Here is an 18,447-nt window from a genome sequence, read left to right on the forward strand (position 1 = left end):
GAATGAAATATAAAGGAATTATTTTTGATTTAGACGGAACGTTAGTAGACTCATTACACGATATTTCAGATGCGATGAATAAAGTACTTCAAGGTCTAAATTTCCCAACTCATACTTACGAAACGTATCAATATTTTATAGGAAGTGGATTGCGAAATCTTGTAAGCAAAGCACTTCCATCAACAAATAATTCAGACGAACAGATTGAAATTTGTTTTGAATGCATGATCAACGAATATCGCGAAATGTGTACAGTGAAAACAAAACCTTATGAAGGTATTATAGAATTGTTAGAAAACCTGACTTCAGAAAATATCAAAATGGCAGTTTTTTCTAACAAAGCCGATGAATTGACGAAGAAAATAGCATCAGAGATATTTTCAAATCATTTTGATACTGCAGTTGGTTTAAGCACAGAAGCATTAAAAAAGCCAAATCCGTTTGAGGCTATAGAAATAAGCAAAAGATGGAATTTAAAACCCGAAGAAATTCTTTTCGTTGGCGACTCAGATATTGATATGCAAACGGCAGTAAATGCTAATATGTTCCCTGTTGGTGTTTCATGGGGCTACAGAACCGAAGAAGAATTGAAAACCAGCGGCGCAAAATTGGTTATTAATAATGCTTCGGAATTAATCGAGATATTATAAATCATGAACTCTTCATTACAAAAACAAATACTATCGATCGCTTCGTTTTCTGAAAATGAAATCGAAAAAATCGATTCTTGTTTTGAATATGAAAGTTTTAAGGCCAAAGAATTTCTTTCCTCAATGGAAAAAATTAGCAATAAAATCTATTTTATTATTGACGGTTTAGCACGAGTTTATTATCTGAAAGACGGAAAAGAAATTACCACGTATTTAAGCACTGACCAAGGTTTTATCGCTTCTTATTCCAGTTTTATAAATCAATCTGTTTCTTTTGAAAATATTCAATGTATTGAAGATTGTGAAGTGCTTTCTATTACATTTGAAAAAATGCAGTTTTTATATTCAGAAATTCCAAATTGGGAACGCGTTGGAAGAATTCTTGCCGAACAAAATTACCTCTGCATGGCTGATCGCGTTTTAAAATTGCAGATGATACCGGCAAAAGAAAAATACGAGACTTTTTTAACTTCGGCTCCAGCCAAAATAATTCAACGAACTCCTTTAATTTATATCGCTTCCTTTCTTGGCATTACTCCTGAATCGCTGAGCAGAATCCGTCAGGATATTTCTTAACATTTATCAAGTGGATTAAAAAACGGAATTCAAATCTTTGTCAATATTAAAATTCAAGAAAATGAAAAATATTGCCAAAGACGTTTACCAAATTCGTTTGTTTCCAAGAAGTGCTATCAACTGTTATGTTATCGAAGATATTTTAATCGATGCCGGAATTCGAAGTTCAAGCGGAATAATTTTAAAAGCCTTAAAAGACAAATCAATAACAAAGCACGTTTTAACTCATGCTCACGCCGATCATCAGGGAAGCACTAAAATAATCTGTGAGACACTAAACATTCCTCTTTTCTGCAGTAAACCTGAAAAAACTGCCGCAGAAAATGGAAATGTAATTTTTGAATATCCAAATCCGAATCATATTATTTCTAAGTTTCAAAAACGCTTTTGGGCAGGAAAAGGATATCCCGTTTCCCAAACCTTAAAAGAAGGCGATCAAATTGGCGGATTCACAGTTATTGAAACTCCAGGGCATTCCAGCGGACATTTATCCTTTTTTAGAGAAAATGATGGCGTTTTAATTGTGGGTGATGTAATGACAAATATGAACCTTTTGACAACTAAAGTCGGCTTACACGAACCGCCGCAGTTATTTACCTCTGATAAAGAAACGAATAGAAAATCCGCTTTAAAATTAGCCGCTTTAAAACCTAAAATACTTTGTTTTGGACATGGCCCTATTTTAAAAAACAATGGAGAGTTAGAAAGTTTCGTTCGAAAACTTAAACCACATTATTAACAAGAATTTACAGATTTCACAAGTTTTCGTTAAGACTATTCTAATAATTTTACTCTCAACTAATTAATTCTATATGAGAGTAAAATTACTTACCACAATTTCTTTTTTCACGTATCAGCTTAGTATTTCACAAACCGAAAAAGTGCTTCACGGAAAAGTTATTTCTAATAATTCACCTCTCAATAAAGTTGAAGTAATAAATAAAACAGCTCAAACTAGTACAAGAACAAATGAACGTGGAGAATTTTCAATTCTAGTAAAAGCAAAAGACAGCTTACTATTCTTCTCTAAAGATTATCTATTCGCACGGTTGAAAATTACCGCAAAGGAAATCGAAACCAATAATCTTATCATAGATATGATTCCGAAAGCGGAAGAATTGAACGAAGTGGTGATTTTAGACAAAAAAACTACCTCAATTAAACTGAGTAAGGAAGAAATATTGCAAATTAAACTAAATTCCCACAAACCGAAGCCAGGATTAAAGATAGAAGGTTATCACGATTTTGGGCCCAACCCCTATGCTCCCGATTTCGTCTATCTCGGCAAGCAAATTTACTACCTACTAAAAAAAGAAGATGAAAAACCTAAACCAAAAATCAAAAAAATAGAATTTGTTCAACTAATTAGAAACACTATAAATCCCGATTTTTTTGACAAAGATTTAAAACTAAAGCCAGAAGAAAAAGAATTGTTTCTACAGTTTTGTGATGCTGATTCTCAATCTAAAATAATTTCAGAAAATCCTAATATCCTTTCTATAACAGATTTTTTGAATGCAAAAAATGAAGAATTTAAAAAGCTGAAAACCGAAATTAAAAACTAAAGTTTGATGAAACTAAAATTACTTACCACAATTTCCTTTTTCACGTATCAGCTTAGTATTTCACAAACCGAAAAACTACTTCACGGAAAAGTTATTTCTAATAATTCACCTCTCAATAAAGTTGAAGTAATAAATAAAACAGCTCAAACTAGTACAAGAACAAATGAACGTGGAGAATTTTCAATTCTAGTAAAAGCAAAAGACAGCTTACTATTCTTCTCTAAAGATTATCTATTCGCACGGTTGAAAATTACCGCAAAGGAAATCGAAACCAATAATCTTATCATAGATATGATTCCAAAAGCGGAAGAATTGGATGAAGTGGTTATTTTAGACAAAAAAACTACCTCAATTAAACTGAGTAAGGAAGAAATATTGCAAATTAAACTAAATTCGCACAAACCGAAAGAAGGATTAAAAATTCAAGGTTTTTATGAGGTAAAAGGAGGTCCACTTGACATCGATTTCATTTATTTGGGCAAGCAAGTTTACTACCTATTAAAAAAAGAAAATGAAAAACCTAAACCAAAAATCAAAAAAATAGAATTTGTTCAACTAATTAGAAACACTATAAATCCCGATTTTTTTGACAAGGATTTAAAACTAAAGCCAGAAGAAAAAGAATTGTTTCTACAGTTTTGTGATGCTGATCCTCAATCTAAAATAATTTCAGAAAATCCTAATATCCTTTCTGTAACAGATTTTTTGAATGCAAAAAATGAAGAATTTAGAAAATTAAATTCCGCAATTAAAAACTAAAAATTCTTTAAATGAAACTAAAATTACTTACCACAATTTCTTTTTTCACTTATCAACTTAGTATTGCTCAAACCGAAAAAGTGCTTCACGGAAAAGTGCTTTCTCAAAATCTAACTCTGAAAGATGTTGAAGTCATTAATAAAACAACACAAACTAGTACAAGAACAAATGAATTAGGAGAATTCTCGATTTTGGTAAAAATGCAGGACAGTTTAATTTTCTATTCGAAAGATTACTTCTTTACTAGATTAAAAATCACCACCAAAGATATTGAGAGCAACAATCTCCTCGTTAACATGATTCTGAAACCTGAAGAATTGAATGAAGTTGTAATAAATAAGGTCGAATTTGATAAAGTTAAGATTAGTGCTGATGATGTTGCAGATGTATTAATTAGTAAAAATGCCAAAGATTTATTCTGGAATACAGGAGTTAGTGATAATTCAATTAGAGAAGCGCTTCGAGTTTCATTCCCTTTAAAAGGTAAGCAGAAAAAAACAATTGAAGTTGCCGACGACCGTTTTAAGAAACTGGTTGTCGCTGTTTGTCCTTCAGATTTCTTTATAAAAAATTTAAAAATAAAACCTCAAGAAAAAGAGCTTTTTATTGATTTTTGCGACTCAGATCCGAAATCGAAAACGCTTCTGGAAAATCCAAATATTTTAGCTGTTATGGATTTTCTTTACACTAAAAATGAAGAATTTAAAAAACTTGAGTAAGTTGAATCATTTAATAAACTTGAAACAAAAAAATTATTTATTCAGCCACCAAATACTAGCATTCAAAATCGTTGCAAATCCAACCCAAGCCAGATAAGGAATTAATAAATAACCCGAAATTTTATTGATTTTAATAAATTTTAAATACGTTTCGTAAATCATCAGCCATAAAAGAACAATTTCGATTAAAGCCAAAAGCGGATTTTTTAATCCGAAGAATAAATACGACCAAATCGCATTAAGCGTTAATTGAATCAAAAAGAAAAGAAGTGCTGTTTTTACCTTTTCGGTTTGTTCCTTTATTTTATCCCAAACTAATCCCGCTGCAATTGCCATAAAAATATAAAGTAAAGTCCAAACAGGCATGAAAATCCAATTTGGCGGGTTAAAAACTGGTTTTACAATTGTTGGATACCAGCTTTCAACACTCGGTCTAGTTACTGTACTGGCAGAATATCCCACTGCTAAACAAACCAATAAAGCTATTGCAATTTTTACGTATTTATTCATTTCATTAAATTTTGTATTCAAAAATAGTCAAAAGAAAAGTTTAAACCATATAAGTAACATAAGTTCATTTTAGCAAAGCCGATTTATATTTTCTTATATTACTTATATGGTGAAAAAATTTAAAAACTATCTTTGCCAAAATTTTATAATTCATGTTTACAGCAGCTGATTTTATTCCAAATCCATATACTTCAACAATCGAAAACGGAAACTTTGAGTGGAGCGCTCCCAGCAATATTGCATTAGTAAAATATTGGGGAAAAAAAGACAATCAGATTCCGGCAAATCCTTCGGTTAGTTTTACTTTGAATAATTGCAAAACAATTACCAAATTGGCTTTTTCGAAAAAAGACGCTTCGACTCCGCTCAGCGAGACAAATAGTTTTTCTTTTGATTTACTTTTTGAAGGAAAACCAAAAGAAGATTTCAAACCAAAAATTCAGAAATTTCTAGAAAGAGTTGAAGTTTACCTGCCATTTTTGAAAGACTATCATTTTACGATTGATACCCAAAATACATTTCCGCACAGTTCTGGAATTGCCTCTTCGGCATCAGGAATGGCGGCGCTGGCAATGAATTTTATGAGTTTAGAAAAATTACTAAACCCTGAAATGACAGATGATTATTTTTATCAAAAAGCTTCATTTTTGGCTCGTTTAGGATCAGGAAGTGCGTGCCGAAGTGTAAAAGGAAAAGTAGTTGTTTGGGGAAATCAAGCCAATATTGAAGGAAGCTCTGATTTATTTGGAGTTGAATTTCCGTACACAATTCATGAGAATTTCACGAATTATCAAGACACAATTTTATTGGTTGATAAAGGCGAGAAACAAGTCTCAAGTACAGTGGGTCACGATTTAATGCATAATCATCCTTATGCTGAAAGACGTTTTGCTCAAGCTCATGAAAACTTAGATCAGTTAATTTCGATTTTTGAAAGTGGAAATTTAGACGAATTCATTAAAGTTGTCGAAAGTGAAGCTTTGACTTTACACGCCATGATGATGACATCGATGCCGTATTTTATCTTAATGAAACCAAATACACTGCAAATCATAAATGCAATTTGGAAATTCAGAAACGAAACTCAGATTCCGGTATGTTTTACGCTTGATGCGGGAGCAAATGTGCATGTACTTTATCCCGAAAACGTTACCGAAAAAGTATTACAATTTATTCAGGACAAATTAGTTGTATTTTGTCAGAATCGTCAGTACATTTGCGACAAAATTGGAGAAGGAACTATTGCATTATAATTTTCCGTATCTTTAGTTGAATTTTTTAAGAAAGACATAAAATAAATCATGAAAGGACCCTTATTTTACTCAAAAATATTACTCTTTGGAGAATACGGAATTATCCGCGACTCTAAAGGACTTTCTATTCCTTATAATTTTTACAACGGTGCATTAAAAAAGTCTGAAGAACCTTCGGCTGAAGCTATTGCATCAAACAGAAGTTTAACAAGCTTTGCCTCTTACCTTGAAGTTTTGCATGTACAGCAGCCTGAATTGGTTACTTTTGATTTAGACACTTTAAAAAATGATGTCGAAACCGGAATGTACTTCGATTCTAGTATCCCGCAAGGTTATGGTGTTGGAAGCAGCGGCGCACTAGTAGCAGCTATTTATGATAAATATGCTACAAACAAAATCACCGTTTTAGAGAATTTAACTCGCGAAAAGCTATTGCAGTTAAAAAACATATTTTCTCAAATGGAGAGTTTTTTCCACGGAAAAAGTTCTGGTTTAGATCCATTAAACAGTTATTTGAGCATTCCAATTTTAATTAATTCTAAAGATAACATTGAAGCAACGGGAATTCCAACTCAAAGTTTTGACGGAAAAGGCGCAGTGTTTTTATTAGACTCTGGAATTGTTGGCGAAACTGCTCCAATGGTAAGCATTTTTATGGAAAACTTAAAAGACAAAGGTTTCCGTGCGATGCTTAAAAACCAATTTGTAAAATATACCGATGCTTGCGTAGAAAACTTTTTACATGGAGACATGAAATCATTGTTTACCAATACTAAAAAGCTTTCTAAAGTGGTTTTAAATAACTTTAAACCAATGATTCCTGAGCAATTTCACGGAATTTGGCAAAACGGAATTGACACAAACGATTACTACTTAAAACTTTGTGGTTCTGGCGGCGGAGGCTATATTCTTGGTTTTACTGAAGATTTAGAACGTGCAAAAGCATCTTTAAAAGATTATAAGCTAGAAGTAGTTTACCAATTTTAAGTTTAATTTTCTTAAAAAGCATAATTATTTGAATACACTTTCCTAATATTTAATCCTAAAAAAGTTACTGAATATGAAAAGTATTTTAAAAATTATCAAAGCAACTTTTTTAGGAGGAATTCTATTTTTAGTGCCTTTAGTTGTATTACTTATTGTATTAGAAAAAGGATATGGTATTATTCAAAAAACCACACTTCCGCTGGTAAACAACTTACCAAGAGTAAATGTTTTAGGAATCGCCATTCAAGAGCTTATTGGAATACTGATTATAATTCTTATTTGTTTTATTGCCGGAGTATTAGCAAAAACGGCAAATGCTAAAAAGCTGATTCAGAAATTAGAAGATGGTATTTTGAGCTTCGTTCCAGGTTATTCATTTATGAAAAGCATGAATGAAAATATTTTAGGATTTGAATCTAATGAAGACTTAAAAGTAATTCTAGTTCCTACCGATGCTGGTTTGCAATTTGCTTTTTTAATAGAGCAGATAAATGAAAATCAATTTACAGTTTTTATTCCAGATGCACCAAATCCGTGGAGCGGATCAGTAGTTTTTGTTGAAAAAAAAGACATTACAGACATCCAAATTACACAAAAACAAGCGCTAGCCTGCATTCGAAAATTAGGTTATGGCTCTAAAGAATTGTTAAAAAACAAACTCTAAATTTCAGAATCAAAAAATAACTTTTAACTTCCCCTAAATCTAATCAATCCCCCTATAACTCATGTTAAGCAGACAACACAAACTTTTATTAATGAAAATTGTAAGTTTGTTCTCTGTCGTTCGCGGTTACAACATTCCAATTATTATTCTGGCACAGTATTTATCAGCAATTTTTATTTTAGCACCAGAAAAAAGAGCACTCGACATTCTGCTTGATTTCAATTTATTCCTAATAGTCTTTGCATCTGCCGTAACAATCGCCTCAGGTTATATTATTAATAATTTTTACGACAGTCAAAAAGACTTAATAAACAGACCCAACAAATCAATGCTGGATCGATTGGTTAGTCAAAAAACCAAATTATCAGTCTATTTTAGTTTAAATTTTTTAGCTGCCTTAATGGCTTTTATAGTTTCTTGGCGGGCTTTTTTATTTTTTTCTGCTTATATTTTTATAATCTGGTTTTACTCTCATAAAATAAAAAGATACCCCATTATAGGCAATTTAACTGCTGCATTTATGGCTGTTATTCCTTTTTTTGCCATTTTATTGTATTTCTACAATTCGATTTCATTTGAAGAAATTGAAAATCACAGAAGTCATTTTGCGGTAATTTCGGCGCACGCAATGTTCTTATTTTTACTGCTTTTGATTAGAGAAATGATAAAAGACTTAGAAAATCTAAAAGGAGATTTAGCTAATAATTACCACACAATTCCGATTATTTATAACGAAAGGGTATCTAAACAGATCATTACCATTTTGACGTTTTTAACGGTAATTCCGGTTTATATTCTAGTCAATATTTATGATGTTGGCTATATGGATATTTACTTTTACACCTGTTTTATTGTTTTATTGTTTTTCCTGCTTTATCTGTGGAAATCAAACTCTAAAGAACAATTTTTACTGCTGCATAATGTTTTAAAATTCTTGATCGTTTCGGGAGTTTTTTGCATCGTTTTGATCAATCCAAGTGTTTTGTGGCACGGACGTGAATTGATCTCTAATTACTAAAAGTTGGTTCAAACAGGTTTAAAATGGAAATCTATTTATTTTCCAATTCAAAAAATAAAATATGCAGAACGGAAAACAGGAAATTTTAGCTAAAAAAAGCTGCTTATTATGCTTTAAATCAACTAAAATTTTATTGCTATTAATCTAAGAACATAGAACTTAAGATTAATTGGGCAGAAAAAACTATCTTTGCACAAATTACAGAATTTATGAACAATAAGGAAGGCAATAATAAAAGAGGCGGATCTAGACCAAACAGCTCAAGATCAAACTCTAGCAAGCCAAAACCTCCTATGGCGAAACGTGCTCAAGGGCCGAAAAAAGTGAAGCCTGAAGTTAAAGCGGCACAAGAAGCTGCGGAGCAAAAAATTAAGAAACAAAATCAGGCACCAAAAAGACAGAAAGCCTCTGATGAGATTCGTTTGAATAAATATATCTCAAACTCAGGAGTTTGCTCTCGTCGTGATGCTGATATATATATTCAGTCTGGAAACGTTAAAGTAAACGGCGTTCCAGTTACAGAAATGGGTTATTTAGTAAAATTAAATGATGTTGTAAACTTTGACGGTGTTACTTTAACTCCTGAAAAAAAGGAATACATTTTATTAAATAAACCTAAAAACTTTACAACTGCACTTGATGAAGGGCAGGAATATCGTAACGTTCTAGAACTTGTTCGTGGTTCTACAACTGCAAAAATTGCACCTGTAGGAAGAATGGACAAAAACACAACAGGATTACTGTTGTTTACAAACGATACTGATATGATTCGTAAATTTACTTTACCAAGTCAGAAATCGTCAAAAATCTATCAGGTTTCTTTAGATAAAAATCTAAAATTTGAAGATTTAGAAAAAATCAGCAAAGGTTTAGTTCTTGACGGACACCGTGTTTTTGTTGAAGAAATAAGCTACATCGAAAAAGAAGCAAAAAGCGAAGTGGGTCTTAAATTACGCTCATCAAATGTAAAAGTGGTTCGTGCCATTTTTGAACATTTTGATTATGATGTGCTTCGTATAGACCGCGTATCTTTTGCCGGTTTAACTAAAAAGAATCTGCCAAGAGGAAACTGGCGTTTCTTAACAGACCAAGAAGTTATCAATTTGAAAAATGCTTAATACATTTTCAAAATGGTTTAAAAATATCAAATCCTGTTTTACTTTGTAAGACGGGATTTTTTTTTAGAATGCAAAAAAGTTATGCCCAAAAAGTGTAAAAATAGATCTTCCAATATTTTGGTTTTTATCTTCAACGTTTTCATAACATGAAAATCCTAGAATTATTTTTATTCCCGGCTGAATACTGTTTAAGATATCTCTTTTTTGTTCTTCTAATAGTAATTTTAAACTATCCAGTAATTGCAGATTATTTTTAAGATACGAGATAACTAAAAGAGCTGAAAAATTAAGAATTTCTCGGGCTGTTTCGCTTTTAATACCAACTTCATTCGATATCATTTCAGAAATTCTTCCCTTTTTATTCGTAAAAATTTCTTTCAACAAAACATTTCCTTCTATACGGTAACAGTCATCTACTGATAATATTCTCCCTGAATTAAAATCTACTTCTTGATAAAAAGTCGAATCATCTTCAATAAGCGATACAATATCTTTATAAAAACCAGATTCTTCGGCTTTATTGTACAGCCCCATTAAAACTGTACCTATTGAAACATCAATTCCTTTTATTAAAAGTGCATCATTTTCAAAATAAAATTTGTTAAGCTTTGAAACAACATTAGAAGAAATAAAACGTCTAAGTTCAATTTGTAGGTTAGGGGTCATACTATTAACTTATTAAAATAATTATTTAAAGTCATTCAAAATAATCGACAAAGTGAGGCTTTTTATCGTTTATCGTGATAAAAATATAAAATATTCTAACATATCCAAAAAATTAGTTAAAATTTTACCGATGACATTTATACGCATTTATAAAAAATAGCGCAAGTCTCAATAAACATAAAGCCTTGAGAAGCAAGCTAAAAAATAAAATTTTAAGAAAATAATCAAGAAAAATCAAAAAATAAGAAAAAGCTTAAATAAATTTTAACATTTAAAACAATAATGAACGATTCTGCCAAACTATCGTTATGAAAATACCTAGATAAATCATACAAAACATAAAGTTTATAAAACTAGAAGCTAAAAAGCCAAGAAGTGAACCCGTAGCTGCTTTAAAAGCACGTTGATGATTTTTAGAATCATAAAGCATTTCTCCTACTAAAGCACCAACAAAAGGACCAATAATGACACCAAACGGAATAGGTGCAAGAATTCCAACCACCAGTCCAATATTAGTTCCCCAAACTCCGTAAGAACTGCCTCCAAATTTTTTCGTTCCCTTAGCAGGAATTATATAATCTAAAACTGTAATAATTACGGTCAGCAGCAATGTAATTCCTAATACCCAATAATTATTCTCAACAGCTTTTGTTAAATACAATAAAAGCAGACCAACCCAACAACTTGACAAACCGGGCAAAACAGGTAAAAAACTTCCAAAAATACCAATGATGATACATATAAAACCAAGCGTCAACAATAATAAATCCATATATTTTTTTTGTAATTTTGTGCTTACAAACTTGCAGCGAAATTAGTAAATGAATCGTCTCTCACAATTTATTGTTTTTTTAATTCTGTTTTTTTTCATCAGCATAAATTTATGCGCGCAAACAAAAAAACTTTCACCTGAAGATCAATTTCTTCAGGACAGCATTTATAAAAGTAATAAGAAAAAAGTTCAAAATTTCTCAATGAAAGAATTTGATACGCTTTTCTTCGAATTTTTTAATCGAAAAAACGATCCTAATATTGTTCTGAGTAAAACAGAATTTTACAATTACACCGTTAGAATTGCCGCTTTTTCTGATCGCCTTGCTCACTTATATCCTGACCAAAAGCAAGTTGCAGAACAAAACAAAGAACAATGGCTTTCAGAGCGCTATGAAGATTATCTTCAATACAAAGCTTCTCAAAAAAAATAATCGTATTTTTACACCCTATTTTTCATTGTTCAATACAACGTCATAATCTTGAAACATTTTTTCCTTCTTTTAATTATTCTTTTTTTTAATTCTTGTCAATATTTTGAGAAGCAGGTTCCGTCTGAAAAAGAATTGCTTCAAAAAGAATTAAAATCTATAAACTGGAAAGAAGTTGATGAATATCCAACGGTGGCTGACTGTGAAAAAATCACCGATAAAAAACAGCGCCAAAAGTGTTTTTTTGATGTTATGTCAACTCTAATTCAAGAAAAATTAAATGTCGACAGCTTATCCATAATGTATCCTGAACTCGATACTATTGAGGTAAAAGTAACCATTTTTCCAAATGCTGTTATGAAATTTGAACCTCAGTTTCCTAAAGATTCTGTTGCTTATGATACTATAAAAATTGACAGTATTCTTCACGCACGTTTAGTTAATTTCCCAAAAATAAATCCTGCTATAAAACGCGGTATTCCAGTAAAAACACAATTTATTTTACCTGTTATTCTTAAAGCAAAAGACGAGAAATAGTTTTCTTAAAATAAGTTTTAGCTTCTAAATCGTCGATCTTTCCATTCATAAGATCCAAATAAGCTGTACAAAGCTACTGTTGAACTAAAAAAAGGATATAACAAACTGCTTAACAAAAGACTTTTTATTCTATTCTTTGATAAAAACTTATTGGTTGCATAAAGCAGTACGAAATCTACTGAAAACTTAAAAAACGCAAGTAAAACAAATACGGAATAAGACCAAAACCCTAATAGGAAATAGAAAAAAACAATTACAAAACTCAAATTTCCAAAGAAAACAATTAAACCTAAAAGCTTCCCAAAATTACTTTTATAAGAACTTGTTTTGGCAGCCCAGCGTACTCTTTGATAAAACAAAGATTTCCAAGTTTCAGTTGGTTTTGTACTTACAATCGCTTCTTTAGCCTTTAAATAATGAACCTCGTCTGGGAATTTTTCAATCGCTTTTTGAAGCAAAAAAACATCATCTCCGCTGGCAATTTTATCATTTCCTTCAAATCCGTTCAGCTTTTCAAATATTGATTTTGTGTAGGCAAAATTAGCTCCATTACACATAAAACCTTTATTCAAACCAAAACTTCCAATAGTTGCGCCTTGTAAACTGGTTAAATCTAGCTGTTGAAAATGGTCTAGAAACGAATTTTCGCATTCGTAAGTTACAGCTCCTGCAAGCATTGAAACTTTATTCTCCTGAATATAATTATCAAAAGTTAAAAGCCAGTTTTCAGGCACCATACAATCCGCATCTGTTGTAATAACCCAATCCTTTTTTACATGCTGCATTGCAGTTGTAATCGCGTCTTTTTTGGGAGAATTTGAAATTCGGATATTTTCTATTTGTAAAATGTGAAATGTAAAATGTGAAACTTGAAACTTTTCATTTGAAGAATCATCGACTAAAATTACTTCGAATAAATCTTTTGGATAATTTAGATTTGAAAAACTCTGTAGAAGATGCGGAAGATTTTCTTTCTCATTTCGAAACGGAACTATAATCGTAAAGTTTGTTTTTGCACTTAAATCTGTTTTTTGATATTGCTTTACTTCAAAAAAACCATAAACAAGTAAACTAATGCTAAAAATATAAATTGCTGCTATCGCGAATAACGCAAAAATCATTCTGCTGTTTTAGTTTTAAAATTCAATACAAAGTAACTTCCCAAAACTACTGGCAAAACAACGTTTAGAAACCACATTAACGTGCTTATAAAAATTACAATCCACTCATTTACGCCCAGGATTCCGAAGAAGTAAATAGCAACACTTCCTTTCACAGCAAAATCTAAAAATTGAAATGTTGGCAATGAAGAAGCCAGAAAATAAACTGACGTAATCGCTGCCATCAGAGTTAAATAAGGCAAATCGACATCAAAACCTAAAAACAAAAAGTAGTATTGATGTGAAAAAACCAAATAACGACAAATACCCAAAAAGATGTTTTTTTGGTGAATTGACTTTGGAATTTCATTGATTTTATGAATCAGTTTTTCAATTGAATATCCTTTTACTTTTATTTTTTTTATCGAAAATAAAATAACCAAAATCAGTAAAAACCCTCCAAACAAAATTAAAACCGTTTTTGTCGTTATTACATTAAATTGTGCATTGAAATACAGCAATCCGAAAATCCCAAAAATGATCGTTAAAATCATTTGGATTCCATTGCAGATTAAGTTCAAGAAAACTACTTTTTTTGCATCAGATTTCGGATAATACAATGCTTTTCCAGCGTACTCTCCTACTCCATTTGGTGTAAAAATTCCTGCGGTTAAAGCGGCCAAAACCTGTTTTGTAGATTCGTAAACAGAGATTTCATGAATTACTTTAGCCAGATTCTGCCATTTTAAAATTTCAAAATAACGATTCAAAACGCTCAAAAGCAAAATAAACGAAACCCCTAAAACCGACTGATTTTTTTTGAACAAAACAATAAACTTATTCCAGTCTAATTTGTCATTGTTAGCCAGCTGATTGTAAATAAAATAAAATGCACCGCCTACAATCAAAAGTTTGACTAGAAGAACAAGGAATTGCTTAGCTTTGTGAGGAATTGAAATCATGCCGCAAAAGTAATCAATTTGGAAATGTGGCAATTTGAAAATGAGAAAATGAATCGTTTTGATTTTCAAAAAACTTGAAACTTGAAACTTGAAACAAAAAACACTTGACAAAAGAACGCATCATATTAGGTATTGACCCTGGAACCACAATTATGGGTTTTGGACTGATAAAAGTTATCAATAAAAAAATGGAGTTTTTGCAATTAAACGAATTGCAATTGTCCAAATACGACAATCATTACCAAAAACTAAAAATTATTTTTGAACGTACTATAGAATTAATCGAAACGCATCATCCAGACGAAATTGCAATTGAAGCGCCTTTCTTTGGCAAAAACGTTCAATCGATGTTAAAACTAGGACGTGCACAAGGCGTTGCAATGGCAGCAGGACTTTCGAGAGATATTCCTATTACTGAATACGAACCAAAAAAAATAAAAATGGCGATTACTGGAAACGGAAATGCCAGTAAAGAACAGGTTGCCAAAATGCTTCAACAGCTTTTAGGTCTAAAAGAATTACCTAAAAACCTAGATTCAACAGATGGTTTGGCAGCTGCAGTTTGTCATTTCTTTAATTCAGGAAAAGTCGTTGCTGGGAAAAGTTATTCAGGTTGGGACGCTTTTGTGAAACAAAATGAGGAACGAGTGAAAAAATAGTGATCAGTGGTCAGATTTTTAGTGATCAGTTCTTAGTATTCAATTATTAGATCGAAAATAATTATTATTTTGTTGGTAATTTCCCCACAGAAAAATCGTTGTGAATAAAAAAATGATGAGATTTCAAGATTTATTAGCTTACAAAAAGTCTTTTTCTTTAGCAATGAAGATATTCAATATTACAAAACAGTTTCCAAAAGAAGAAACCTTTTCATTAACCGATCAGATAAGACGCTCATCTAGAAGTGTTCCAGTTACTATTGCCGAAGCTTACAGAAAACGCATTTATCCAAAACATTTTTACAGTAAATTAACCGATTCTGATGGCGAAAATTCTGAGACACAAGTTTGGCTTGAATTTGCTTTTGCTTGTAAATATATTTCAAACGAATACTATAATGAACTTTTATCTGAAAGTATTGAAATAGGTAAATTATTAAACTATATGCTTTTAAACCCAGAGAAGTTTGGAGTCAGGAAAGAGTAATCAGTGGTCAGGTTTTTGGTGTTCAGTTTGTAAATTGGTAAAAAACTGAACACCAAAAACCTGACCACTGATCACTAAAATCTGAACACTAAATCCTGAACACTGAACACTAAAAAATGAGCGGTATCTACATACATATTCCTTTCTGCAAACAGGCTTGTCATTACTGCGACTTTCATTTTTCTACTTCGATGAAAAAGAAAGACGAGATGGTTTTGGCTTTGGCTAAAGAAATTGCCATGCGCAAAAATGAGCTTCTCGACTCCGCTCGAAGTGACAACGAAATTGAAACCATCTATTTCGGCGGAGGAACTCCTTCAGTTTTATCAAATGACGAAATAAACTTTTTAATTTCTGAAGTTTATAAAAACTATAAAGTTGTCGAAAATCCAGAAATTACACTTGAAGCTAATCCAGATGACCTGTCTGCTGAACGAATTCTAGAATTATCTAAAAGCCCTATAAATAGATTAAGCATCGGGATTCAGTCTTTTTATGAAGAAGATTTGAAGATGATGAATCGCGCTCATAATTCGGCGGAAGCCAAAAAATGTTTGGAAGAAGCAACGAAGTATTTTGATAATATATCGCTTGATTTGATTTACGGCATTCCGGGAATGACTGACGAAATGTGGAAACAAAATATTGAAACAGCTTTAAGTTTTGGTATTCCACATATTTCAAGCTACGCTTTAACGGTTGAACCAAAAACGGCCTTAAGCAAATTAATTCAAACTGGTAAAATTGCTGAACCGCAAGACGAAGCGGCTTCGAATCATTTTATGATTTTGGTGGATACGCTCCAGAAAAATGGGTTTATTCATTACGAATTATCCAATTTTGGAAAAGAGAATTACTTCTCCAAAAACAATTCGGCTTACTGGCTGGGGAAAAAATATATCGGAATCGGACCTTCGGCACACAGTTATGACGGCGAAAAAAGAGGCTGGAATATTGCCAATAATTCATTGTATTTAAAAGCTATTCAAAACAATGAACTTCCAATAGAAACGGAAATTTTGACCATTTCAGATCGTTATAACGAATATATAATGACGGGATTACGAACCATTTGGGGCGTTTCTTTAGATCGTATTGAAAAGGAATTTGGTTTGGAATATTTGAATTATCTCAAAAAACAGTCTCAGAAATTTTTAGATGACGATTTACTTTCTATTGAAAACAACATTTTAAAACCAACTCCAAAAGGAAAATTTTTAACGGATGGAATTGCTTCAGATTTATTTTATTTAAATTTGGAAGAATAAAAATTGAACGCTGATAAAACGGATGCAAGCAACGCTGATAAATCCGTAAAATCTGCGTTAGAATATCCGTAAAATCCGTGTTCCATTATGCTTGCACTTTTAGACAATAAATATCAAATCGACTTATCAAAACCTATTGATATATCGATTCCATTGACCAATACAGACGAAAACCCGATTGCTTGGTATATCGAAAAACCAGTTATTGAACCTGTTATTTTTGGAGACTGGATTGGAAAAGTTTCTGAAGGAAAATCATCTACGAATTTTAATAACATTTTCTTCAATCCGCATGGGCATGGAACGCACACGGAATGTTTAGGACATATTACGAATGATTTTTACAGTATTAATCAATCACTGAAACAGTTTTTCTTTTTTGCTAAATTGATTACGATTGAACCTGATAAAATTGGAGATGATTATGTGATTACGAAAGAACACATTTCGACTTCGCTCAATGTGACAAGTGAGGCTTTAATTATTAGAACACTTCCAAATCAAAAGGAAAAGAAATCAAGAAAATATTCGAATACAAATCCGCCTTATTTGTCTGAAGAAGCTGCAGTATTTATCCGCGAAAGCGAAATTCAGCATTTATTGATCGATTTACCAAGCGTTGACAAAGAACATGACGAAGGAAAATTATTGGCTCACAAAGCATTTTGGAACGTAAAAGACACGCATAATCTAAATTCTGATGCACGTCTGAATGCTACAATTACTGAAATGATTTATGTTCCAGATGAAATTGAAGATGGTGATTATATACTAAATCTTCAAATCGCTTCGTTTGAAAATGACGCAAGTCCATCAAAACCAATTTTATATAAAATTTAAAAATTTGCCACGAATTACACAAATTTACACTAATTAAACTTTTTTGCCACAGATTAGAAGATTTACACAGATTGAATCATTTTAATACTTTAATCTGTGGCAGAATAAAAAGAAATTCGTGAAAATTTGTACAATTTGTGGCAAAAAACAATAAACTATGATTACTGTTTCAACAGATAAAACAAAACTTGACATTGCGTTTATTCAAAACTTTTTGGCAGCTATTTATTGGGCGGCACCGAGAACTATTGAAGAAGTGCAGACTACAATCGATGCTTCATTTTGTTTTGGAATCTATTTAAACGACAAACAAATTGGTTTTGCGCGCGTGATTACCGATTATATTGTTTTTGCTTATGTAATGGACGTTTTTATTACAGAAGAACACCGTGGAAAAGGATATTCTTCGATTTTAATTGAAACAATGATAAACGAACCGCAGCTTCAAAATGTCAAGCTTTGGCGATTAGCAACTAGCGATGCTCATTTTTTATACGAGAAATTTGGATTTACAAAACTGAATCATCCTGAAAAAATGATGGAAAAAATAATCAAATGAAAACAGTCTTAAAACTCGAAGAAGCGGCTTTATTTATTTTCGGAATTTTTCTTTTTAACCGGTTAAGTTATGAATGGTGGTGGTTTTTAGTTTTAATTCTAGCTCCAGATCTATCTATGATTGGATATGCTTTGGGGAATAAAACTGGTGCATTTCTGTACAATCTTTTTCATCATAAAGGAATTGCACTTTTAATTTATGGTTTAGGATGTTATTTCAGCATTGAAAGTATTCAATTAGCTGGAATTATTTTATTTTCACATTCGGCAATGGATCGAATATTTGGTTATGGATTGAAACATGAAAAAGGATTTAAATACACACATTTAGGTGAAATTGGTAAATAAG

At 31.6% G+C, this 18,447-nt stretch carries 24 protein-coding genes; 19 read left to right on the forward strand and 5 right to left on the reverse strand.

The window, feature by feature from the left end:
• Positions 1–2: 2 nt before the first annotated feature.
• From ACHRV0_RS01285 to ACHRV0_RS01310, 6 genes are all read left to right on the forward strand, one after another.
• Entirely contained in the window at positions 3–650 is a 648-nt protein-coding gene (locus ACHRV0_RS01285; protein WP_395439656.1) for an HAD family hydrolase, read from the forward strand.
• Positions 651–653: 3 nt separating this feature from the next.
• Positions 654–1,226: a Crp/Fnr family transcriptional regulator gene (locus ACHRV0_RS01290; protein ID WP_395439657.1), complete on the forward strand. Its 573-nt coding sequence runs from the start codon at positions 654–656 to the stop codon at positions 1,224–1,226.
• A gap of 61 nt (positions 1,227–1,287) precedes the next feature.
• A complete protein-coding gene (locus ACHRV0_RS01295; protein WP_395439658.1) occupies positions 1,288–1,965 on the forward strand; it encodes an MBL fold metallo-hydrolase in 678 nt (225 codons plus the stop codon).
• Positions 1,966–2,038: 73 nt separating this feature from the next.
• Entirely contained in the window at positions 2,039–2,791 is a 753-nt protein-coding gene (locus ACHRV0_RS01300; protein WP_395439659.1) for a carboxypeptidase-like regulatory domain-containing protein, read from the forward strand.
• A gap of 6 nt (positions 2,792–2,797) precedes the next feature.
• Entirely contained in the window at positions 2,798–3,550 is a 753-nt protein-coding gene (locus tag ACHRV0_RS01305) for a carboxypeptidase-like regulatory domain-containing protein (protein WP_395439660.1), read from the forward strand.
• Positions 3,551–3,561: 11 nt separating this feature from the next.
• The gene (locus tag ACHRV0_RS01310; protein ID WP_395439661.1) at positions 3,562–4,269 is read left to right on the forward strand and encodes a hypothetical protein; all 708 of its coding nucleotides are present in this window, start codon (positions 3,562–3,564) and stop codon (positions 4,267–4,269) included.
• 33 nt (positions 4,270–4,302) lie between these two features.
• Here ACHRV0_RS01310 and ACHRV0_RS01315 read toward each other — a convergent pair whose 3' ends face one another.
• The gene (locus tag ACHRV0_RS01315) at positions 4,303–4,779 is read right to left on the reverse strand and encodes a TspO/MBR family protein (protein WP_395439662.1); all 477 of its coding nucleotides are present in this window, start codon (positions 4,777–4,779) and stop codon (positions 4,303–4,305) included.
• A gap of 152 nt (positions 4,780–4,931) precedes the next feature.
• Between ACHRV0_RS01315 and ACHRV0_RS01320 the strand changes: the two genes are divergently transcribed.
• The 5 genes from ACHRV0_RS01320 (at position 4,932) to ACHRV0_RS01340 (ending at position 9,819) form a co-directional block, all read left to right on the forward strand.
• A complete protein-coding gene (locus ACHRV0_RS01320) occupies positions 4,932–6,032 on the forward strand; it encodes a diphosphomevalonate/mevalonate 3,5-bisphosphate decarboxylase family protein (protein ID WP_395439663.1) in 1,101 nt (366 codons plus the stop codon).
• Positions 6,033–6,080: 48 nt separating this feature from the next.
• Positions 6,081–7,019 carry a mevalonate kinase gene (locus tag ACHRV0_RS01325; RefSeq protein ID WP_395439664.1) on the forward strand — a complete coding sequence of 313 codons (939 nt, stop codon included), beginning with the start codon at positions 6,081–6,083 and terminating at the stop codon, positions 7,017–7,019.
• Positions 7,020–7,092: 73 nt separating this feature from the next.
• Complete coding sequence (locus ACHRV0_RS01330) at positions 7,093–7,683, forward strand: DUF502 domain-containing protein (RefSeq protein WP_129023876.1); 591 nt, start codon at positions 7,093–7,095, stop codon at positions 7,681–7,683.
• Between the two features lie 61 nt (positions 7,684–7,744).
• Positions 7,745–8,701 carry a geranylgeranylglycerol-phosphate geranylgeranyltransferase gene (locus ACHRV0_RS01335; RefSeq protein ID WP_395439665.1) on the forward strand — a complete coding sequence of 319 codons (957 nt, stop codon included), beginning with the start codon at positions 7,745–7,747 and terminating at the stop codon, positions 8,699–8,701.
• Positions 8,702–8,910: 209 nt separating this feature from the next.
• On the forward strand, positions 8,911–9,819 hold the full coding sequence (locus tag ACHRV0_RS01340; protein WP_089052477.1) for a pseudouridine synthase: 909 nt from the start codon (positions 8,911–8,913) through the stop codon (positions 9,817–9,819).
• A 63-nt stretch (positions 9,820–9,882) separates the two neighbouring features.
• Here ACHRV0_RS01340 and ACHRV0_RS01345 read toward each other — a convergent pair whose 3' ends face one another.
• Both ACHRV0_RS01345 and ACHRV0_RS01350 read right to left on the reverse strand, forming a co-directional pair.
• Positions 9,883–10,485, reverse strand: coding sequence for a DUF937 domain-containing protein (locus ACHRV0_RS01345; RefSeq protein ID WP_395439666.1), 603 nt, complete (start codon positions 10,483–10,485; stop codon positions 9,883–9,885).
• A 271-nt stretch (positions 10,486–10,756) separates the two neighbouring features.
• Positions 10,757–11,257: a DUF456 domain-containing protein gene (locus tag ACHRV0_RS01350; protein ID WP_129052899.1), complete on the reverse strand. Its 501-nt coding sequence runs from the start codon at positions 11,255–11,257 to the stop codon at positions 10,757–10,759.
• A 202-nt stretch (positions 11,258–11,459) separates the two neighbouring features.
• Here ACHRV0_RS01350 and ACHRV0_RS01355 point away from each other — a divergent pair, with 202 nt between their 5' ends.
• Together ACHRV0_RS01355 and ACHRV0_RS01360 are read left to right on the forward strand one after the other, a co-directional pair.
• Positions 11,460–11,690, forward strand: coding sequence for a hypothetical protein (locus ACHRV0_RS01355; RefSeq protein ID WP_129022639.1), 231 nt, complete (start codon positions 11,460–11,462; stop codon positions 11,688–11,690).
• A gap of 48 nt (positions 11,691–11,738) precedes the next feature.
• A complete protein-coding gene (locus ACHRV0_RS01360; protein WP_089052473.1) occupies positions 11,739–12,224 on the forward strand; it encodes a hypothetical protein in 486 nt (161 codons plus the stop codon).
• A gap of 17 nt (positions 12,225–12,241) precedes the next feature.
• Here the strand turns inward: ACHRV0_RS01360 and ACHRV0_RS01365 are convergent, their stop codons facing one another.
• Together ACHRV0_RS01365 and ACHRV0_RS01370 are read right to left on the reverse strand one after the other, a co-directional pair.
• The gene (locus tag ACHRV0_RS01365; RefSeq protein ID WP_395439667.1) at positions 12,242–13,345 is read right to left on the reverse strand and encodes a glycosyltransferase; all 1,104 of its coding nucleotides are present in this window, start codon (positions 13,343–13,345) and stop codon (positions 12,242–12,244) included.
• The gene (locus ACHRV0_RS01370) at positions 13,342–14,286 is read right to left on the reverse strand and encodes a hypothetical protein (protein WP_395439668.1); all 945 of its coding nucleotides are present in this window, start codon (positions 14,284–14,286) and stop codon (positions 13,342–13,344) included. Before ACHRV0_RS01370 ends, ACHRV0_RS01365 begins: the two co-directional genes overlap by 4 nt.
• A gap of 104 nt (positions 14,287–14,390) precedes the next feature.
• Here ACHRV0_RS01370 and ruvC point away from each other — a divergent pair, with 104 nt between their 5' ends.
• The 6 genes from ruvC to ACHRV0_RS01400 all read left to right on the forward strand — a co-directional run bounded on the left by ruvC (position 14,391) and on the right by ACHRV0_RS01400 (position 18,446).
• Positions 14,391–14,945, forward strand: a complete 555-nt coding sequence (ruvC, locus tag ACHRV0_RS01375; protein ID WP_089052719.1) for a crossover junction endodeoxyribonuclease RuvC — start codon at positions 14,391–14,393, stop codon at positions 14,943–14,945.
• A 115-nt stretch (positions 14,946–15,060) separates the two neighbouring features.
• A complete protein-coding gene (locus ACHRV0_RS01380) occupies positions 15,061–15,432 on the forward strand; it encodes a four helix bundle protein (protein WP_395440131.1) in 372 nt (123 codons plus the stop codon).
• 116 nt (positions 15,433–15,548) lie between these two features.
• Positions 15,549–16,700 (forward strand): radical SAM family heme chaperone HemW, encoded by a 1,152-nt coding sequence (gene hemW, locus ACHRV0_RS01385; RefSeq protein WP_395439669.1) that lies wholly within the window; start codon positions 15,549–15,551, stop codon positions 16,698–16,700.
• 87 nt (positions 16,701–16,787) lie between these two features.
• Positions 16,788–17,540 carry a cyclase family protein gene (locus tag ACHRV0_RS01390; protein WP_395439670.1) on the forward strand — a complete coding sequence of 251 codons (753 nt, stop codon included), beginning with the start codon at positions 16,788–16,790 and terminating at the stop codon, positions 17,538–17,540.
• Positions 17,541–17,697: 157 nt separating this feature from the next.
• Complete coding sequence (locus ACHRV0_RS01395) at positions 17,698–18,099, forward strand: GNAT family N-acetyltransferase (RefSeq protein WP_395439671.1); 402 nt, start codon at positions 17,698–17,700, stop codon at positions 18,097–18,099.
• The gene (locus tag ACHRV0_RS01400) at positions 18,096–18,446 is read left to right on the forward strand and encodes a DUF4260 domain-containing protein (RefSeq protein WP_395439672.1); all 351 of its coding nucleotides are present in this window, start codon (positions 18,096–18,098) and stop codon (positions 18,444–18,446) included. Before ACHRV0_RS01395 ends, ACHRV0_RS01400 begins: the two co-directional genes overlap by 4 nt.
• Position 18,447 lies beyond the last annotated feature (1 nt).

The organism is Flavobacterium sp. FlaQc-30, from assembly GCF_044005885.1.
GTDB lineage: Bacteria > Bacteroidota > Bacteroidia > Flavobacteriales > Flavobacteriaceae > Flavobacterium.

Coding starts and splice junctions, on each gene's coding strand:
- ACHRV0_RS01285 (WP_395439656.1), top strand. CDS start 3: ATGAAATATAAAGGAATTATTTTTGATTTAGACGGAACGTTAGTAGAC.
- ACHRV0_RS01290 (WP_395439657.1), top strand. CDS start 654: ATGAACTCTTCATTACAAAAACAAATACTATCGATCGCTTCGTTTTCT.
- ACHRV0_RS01295 (WP_395439658.1), top strand. CDS start 1,288: ATGAAAAATATTGCCAAAGACGTTTACCAAATTCGTTTGTTTCCAAGA.
- ACHRV0_RS01300 (WP_395439659.1), top strand. CDS start 2,039: ATGAGAGTAAAATTACTTACCACAATTTCTTTTTTCACGTATCAGCTT.
- ACHRV0_RS01305 (WP_395439660.1), top strand. CDS start 2,798: ATGAAACTAAAATTACTTACCACAATTTCCTTTTTCACGTATCAGCTT.
- ACHRV0_RS01310 (WP_395439661.1), top strand. CDS start 3,562: ATGAAACTAAAATTACTTACCACAATTTCTTTTTTCACTTATCAACTT.
- ACHRV0_RS01315 (WP_395439662.1), bottom strand. CDS start 4,779: ATGAATAAATACGTAAAAATTGCAATAGCTTTATTGGTTTGTTTAGCA.
- ACHRV0_RS01320 (WP_395439663.1), top strand. CDS start 4,932: ATGTTTACAGCAGCTGATTTTATTCCAAATCCATATACTTCAACAATC.
- ACHRV0_RS01325 (WP_395439664.1), top strand. CDS start 6,081: ATGAAAGGACCCTTATTTTACTCAAAAATATTACTCTTTGGAGAATAC.
- ACHRV0_RS01330 (WP_129023876.1), top strand. CDS start 7,093: ATGAAAAGTATTTTAAAAATTATCAAAGCAACTTTTTTAGGAGGAATT.
- ACHRV0_RS01335 (WP_395439665.1), top strand. CDS start 7,745: ATGTTAAGCAGACAACACAAACTTTTATTAATGAAAATTGTAAGTTTG.
- ACHRV0_RS01340 (WP_089052477.1), top strand. CDS start 8,911: ATGAACAATAAGGAAGGCAATAATAAAAGAGGCGGATCTAGACCAAAC.
- ACHRV0_RS01345 (WP_395439666.1), bottom strand. CDS start 10,485: ATGACCCCTAACCTACAAATTGAACTTAGACGTTTTATTTCTTCTAAT.
- ACHRV0_RS01350 (WP_129052899.1), bottom strand. CDS start 11,257: ATGGATTTATTATTGTTGACGCTTGGTTTTATATGTATCATCATTGGT.
- ACHRV0_RS01355 (WP_129022639.1), top strand. CDS start 11,460: ATGAAAGAATTTGATACGCTTTTCTTCGAATTTTTTAATCGAAAAAAC.
- ACHRV0_RS01365 (WP_395439667.1), bottom strand. CDS start 13,345: ATGATTTTTGCGTTATTCGCGATAGCAGCAATTTATATTTTTAGCATT.
- ACHRV0_RS01370 (WP_395439668.1), bottom strand. CDS start 14,286: ATGATTTCAATTCCTCACAAAGCTAAGCAATTCCTTGTTCTTCTAGTC.
- ACHRV0_RS01380 (WP_395440131.1), top strand. CDS start 15,061: ATGAGATTTCAAGATTTATTAGCTTACAAAAAGTCTTTTTCTTTAGCA.
- hemW (WP_395439669.1), top strand. CDS start 15,549: ATGAGCGGTATCTACATACATATTCCTTTCTGCAAACAGGCTTGTCAT.
- ACHRV0_RS01390 (WP_395439670.1), top strand. CDS start 16,788: ATGCTTGCACTTTTAGACAATAAATATCAAATCGACTTATCAAAACCT.
- ACHRV0_RS01395 (WP_395439671.1), top strand. CDS start 17,698: ATGATTACTGTTTCAACAGATAAAACAAAACTTGACATTGCGTTTATT.
- ACHRV0_RS01400 (WP_395439672.1), top strand. CDS start 18,096: ATGAAAACAGTCTTAAAACTCGAAGAAGCGGCTTTATTTATTTTCGGA.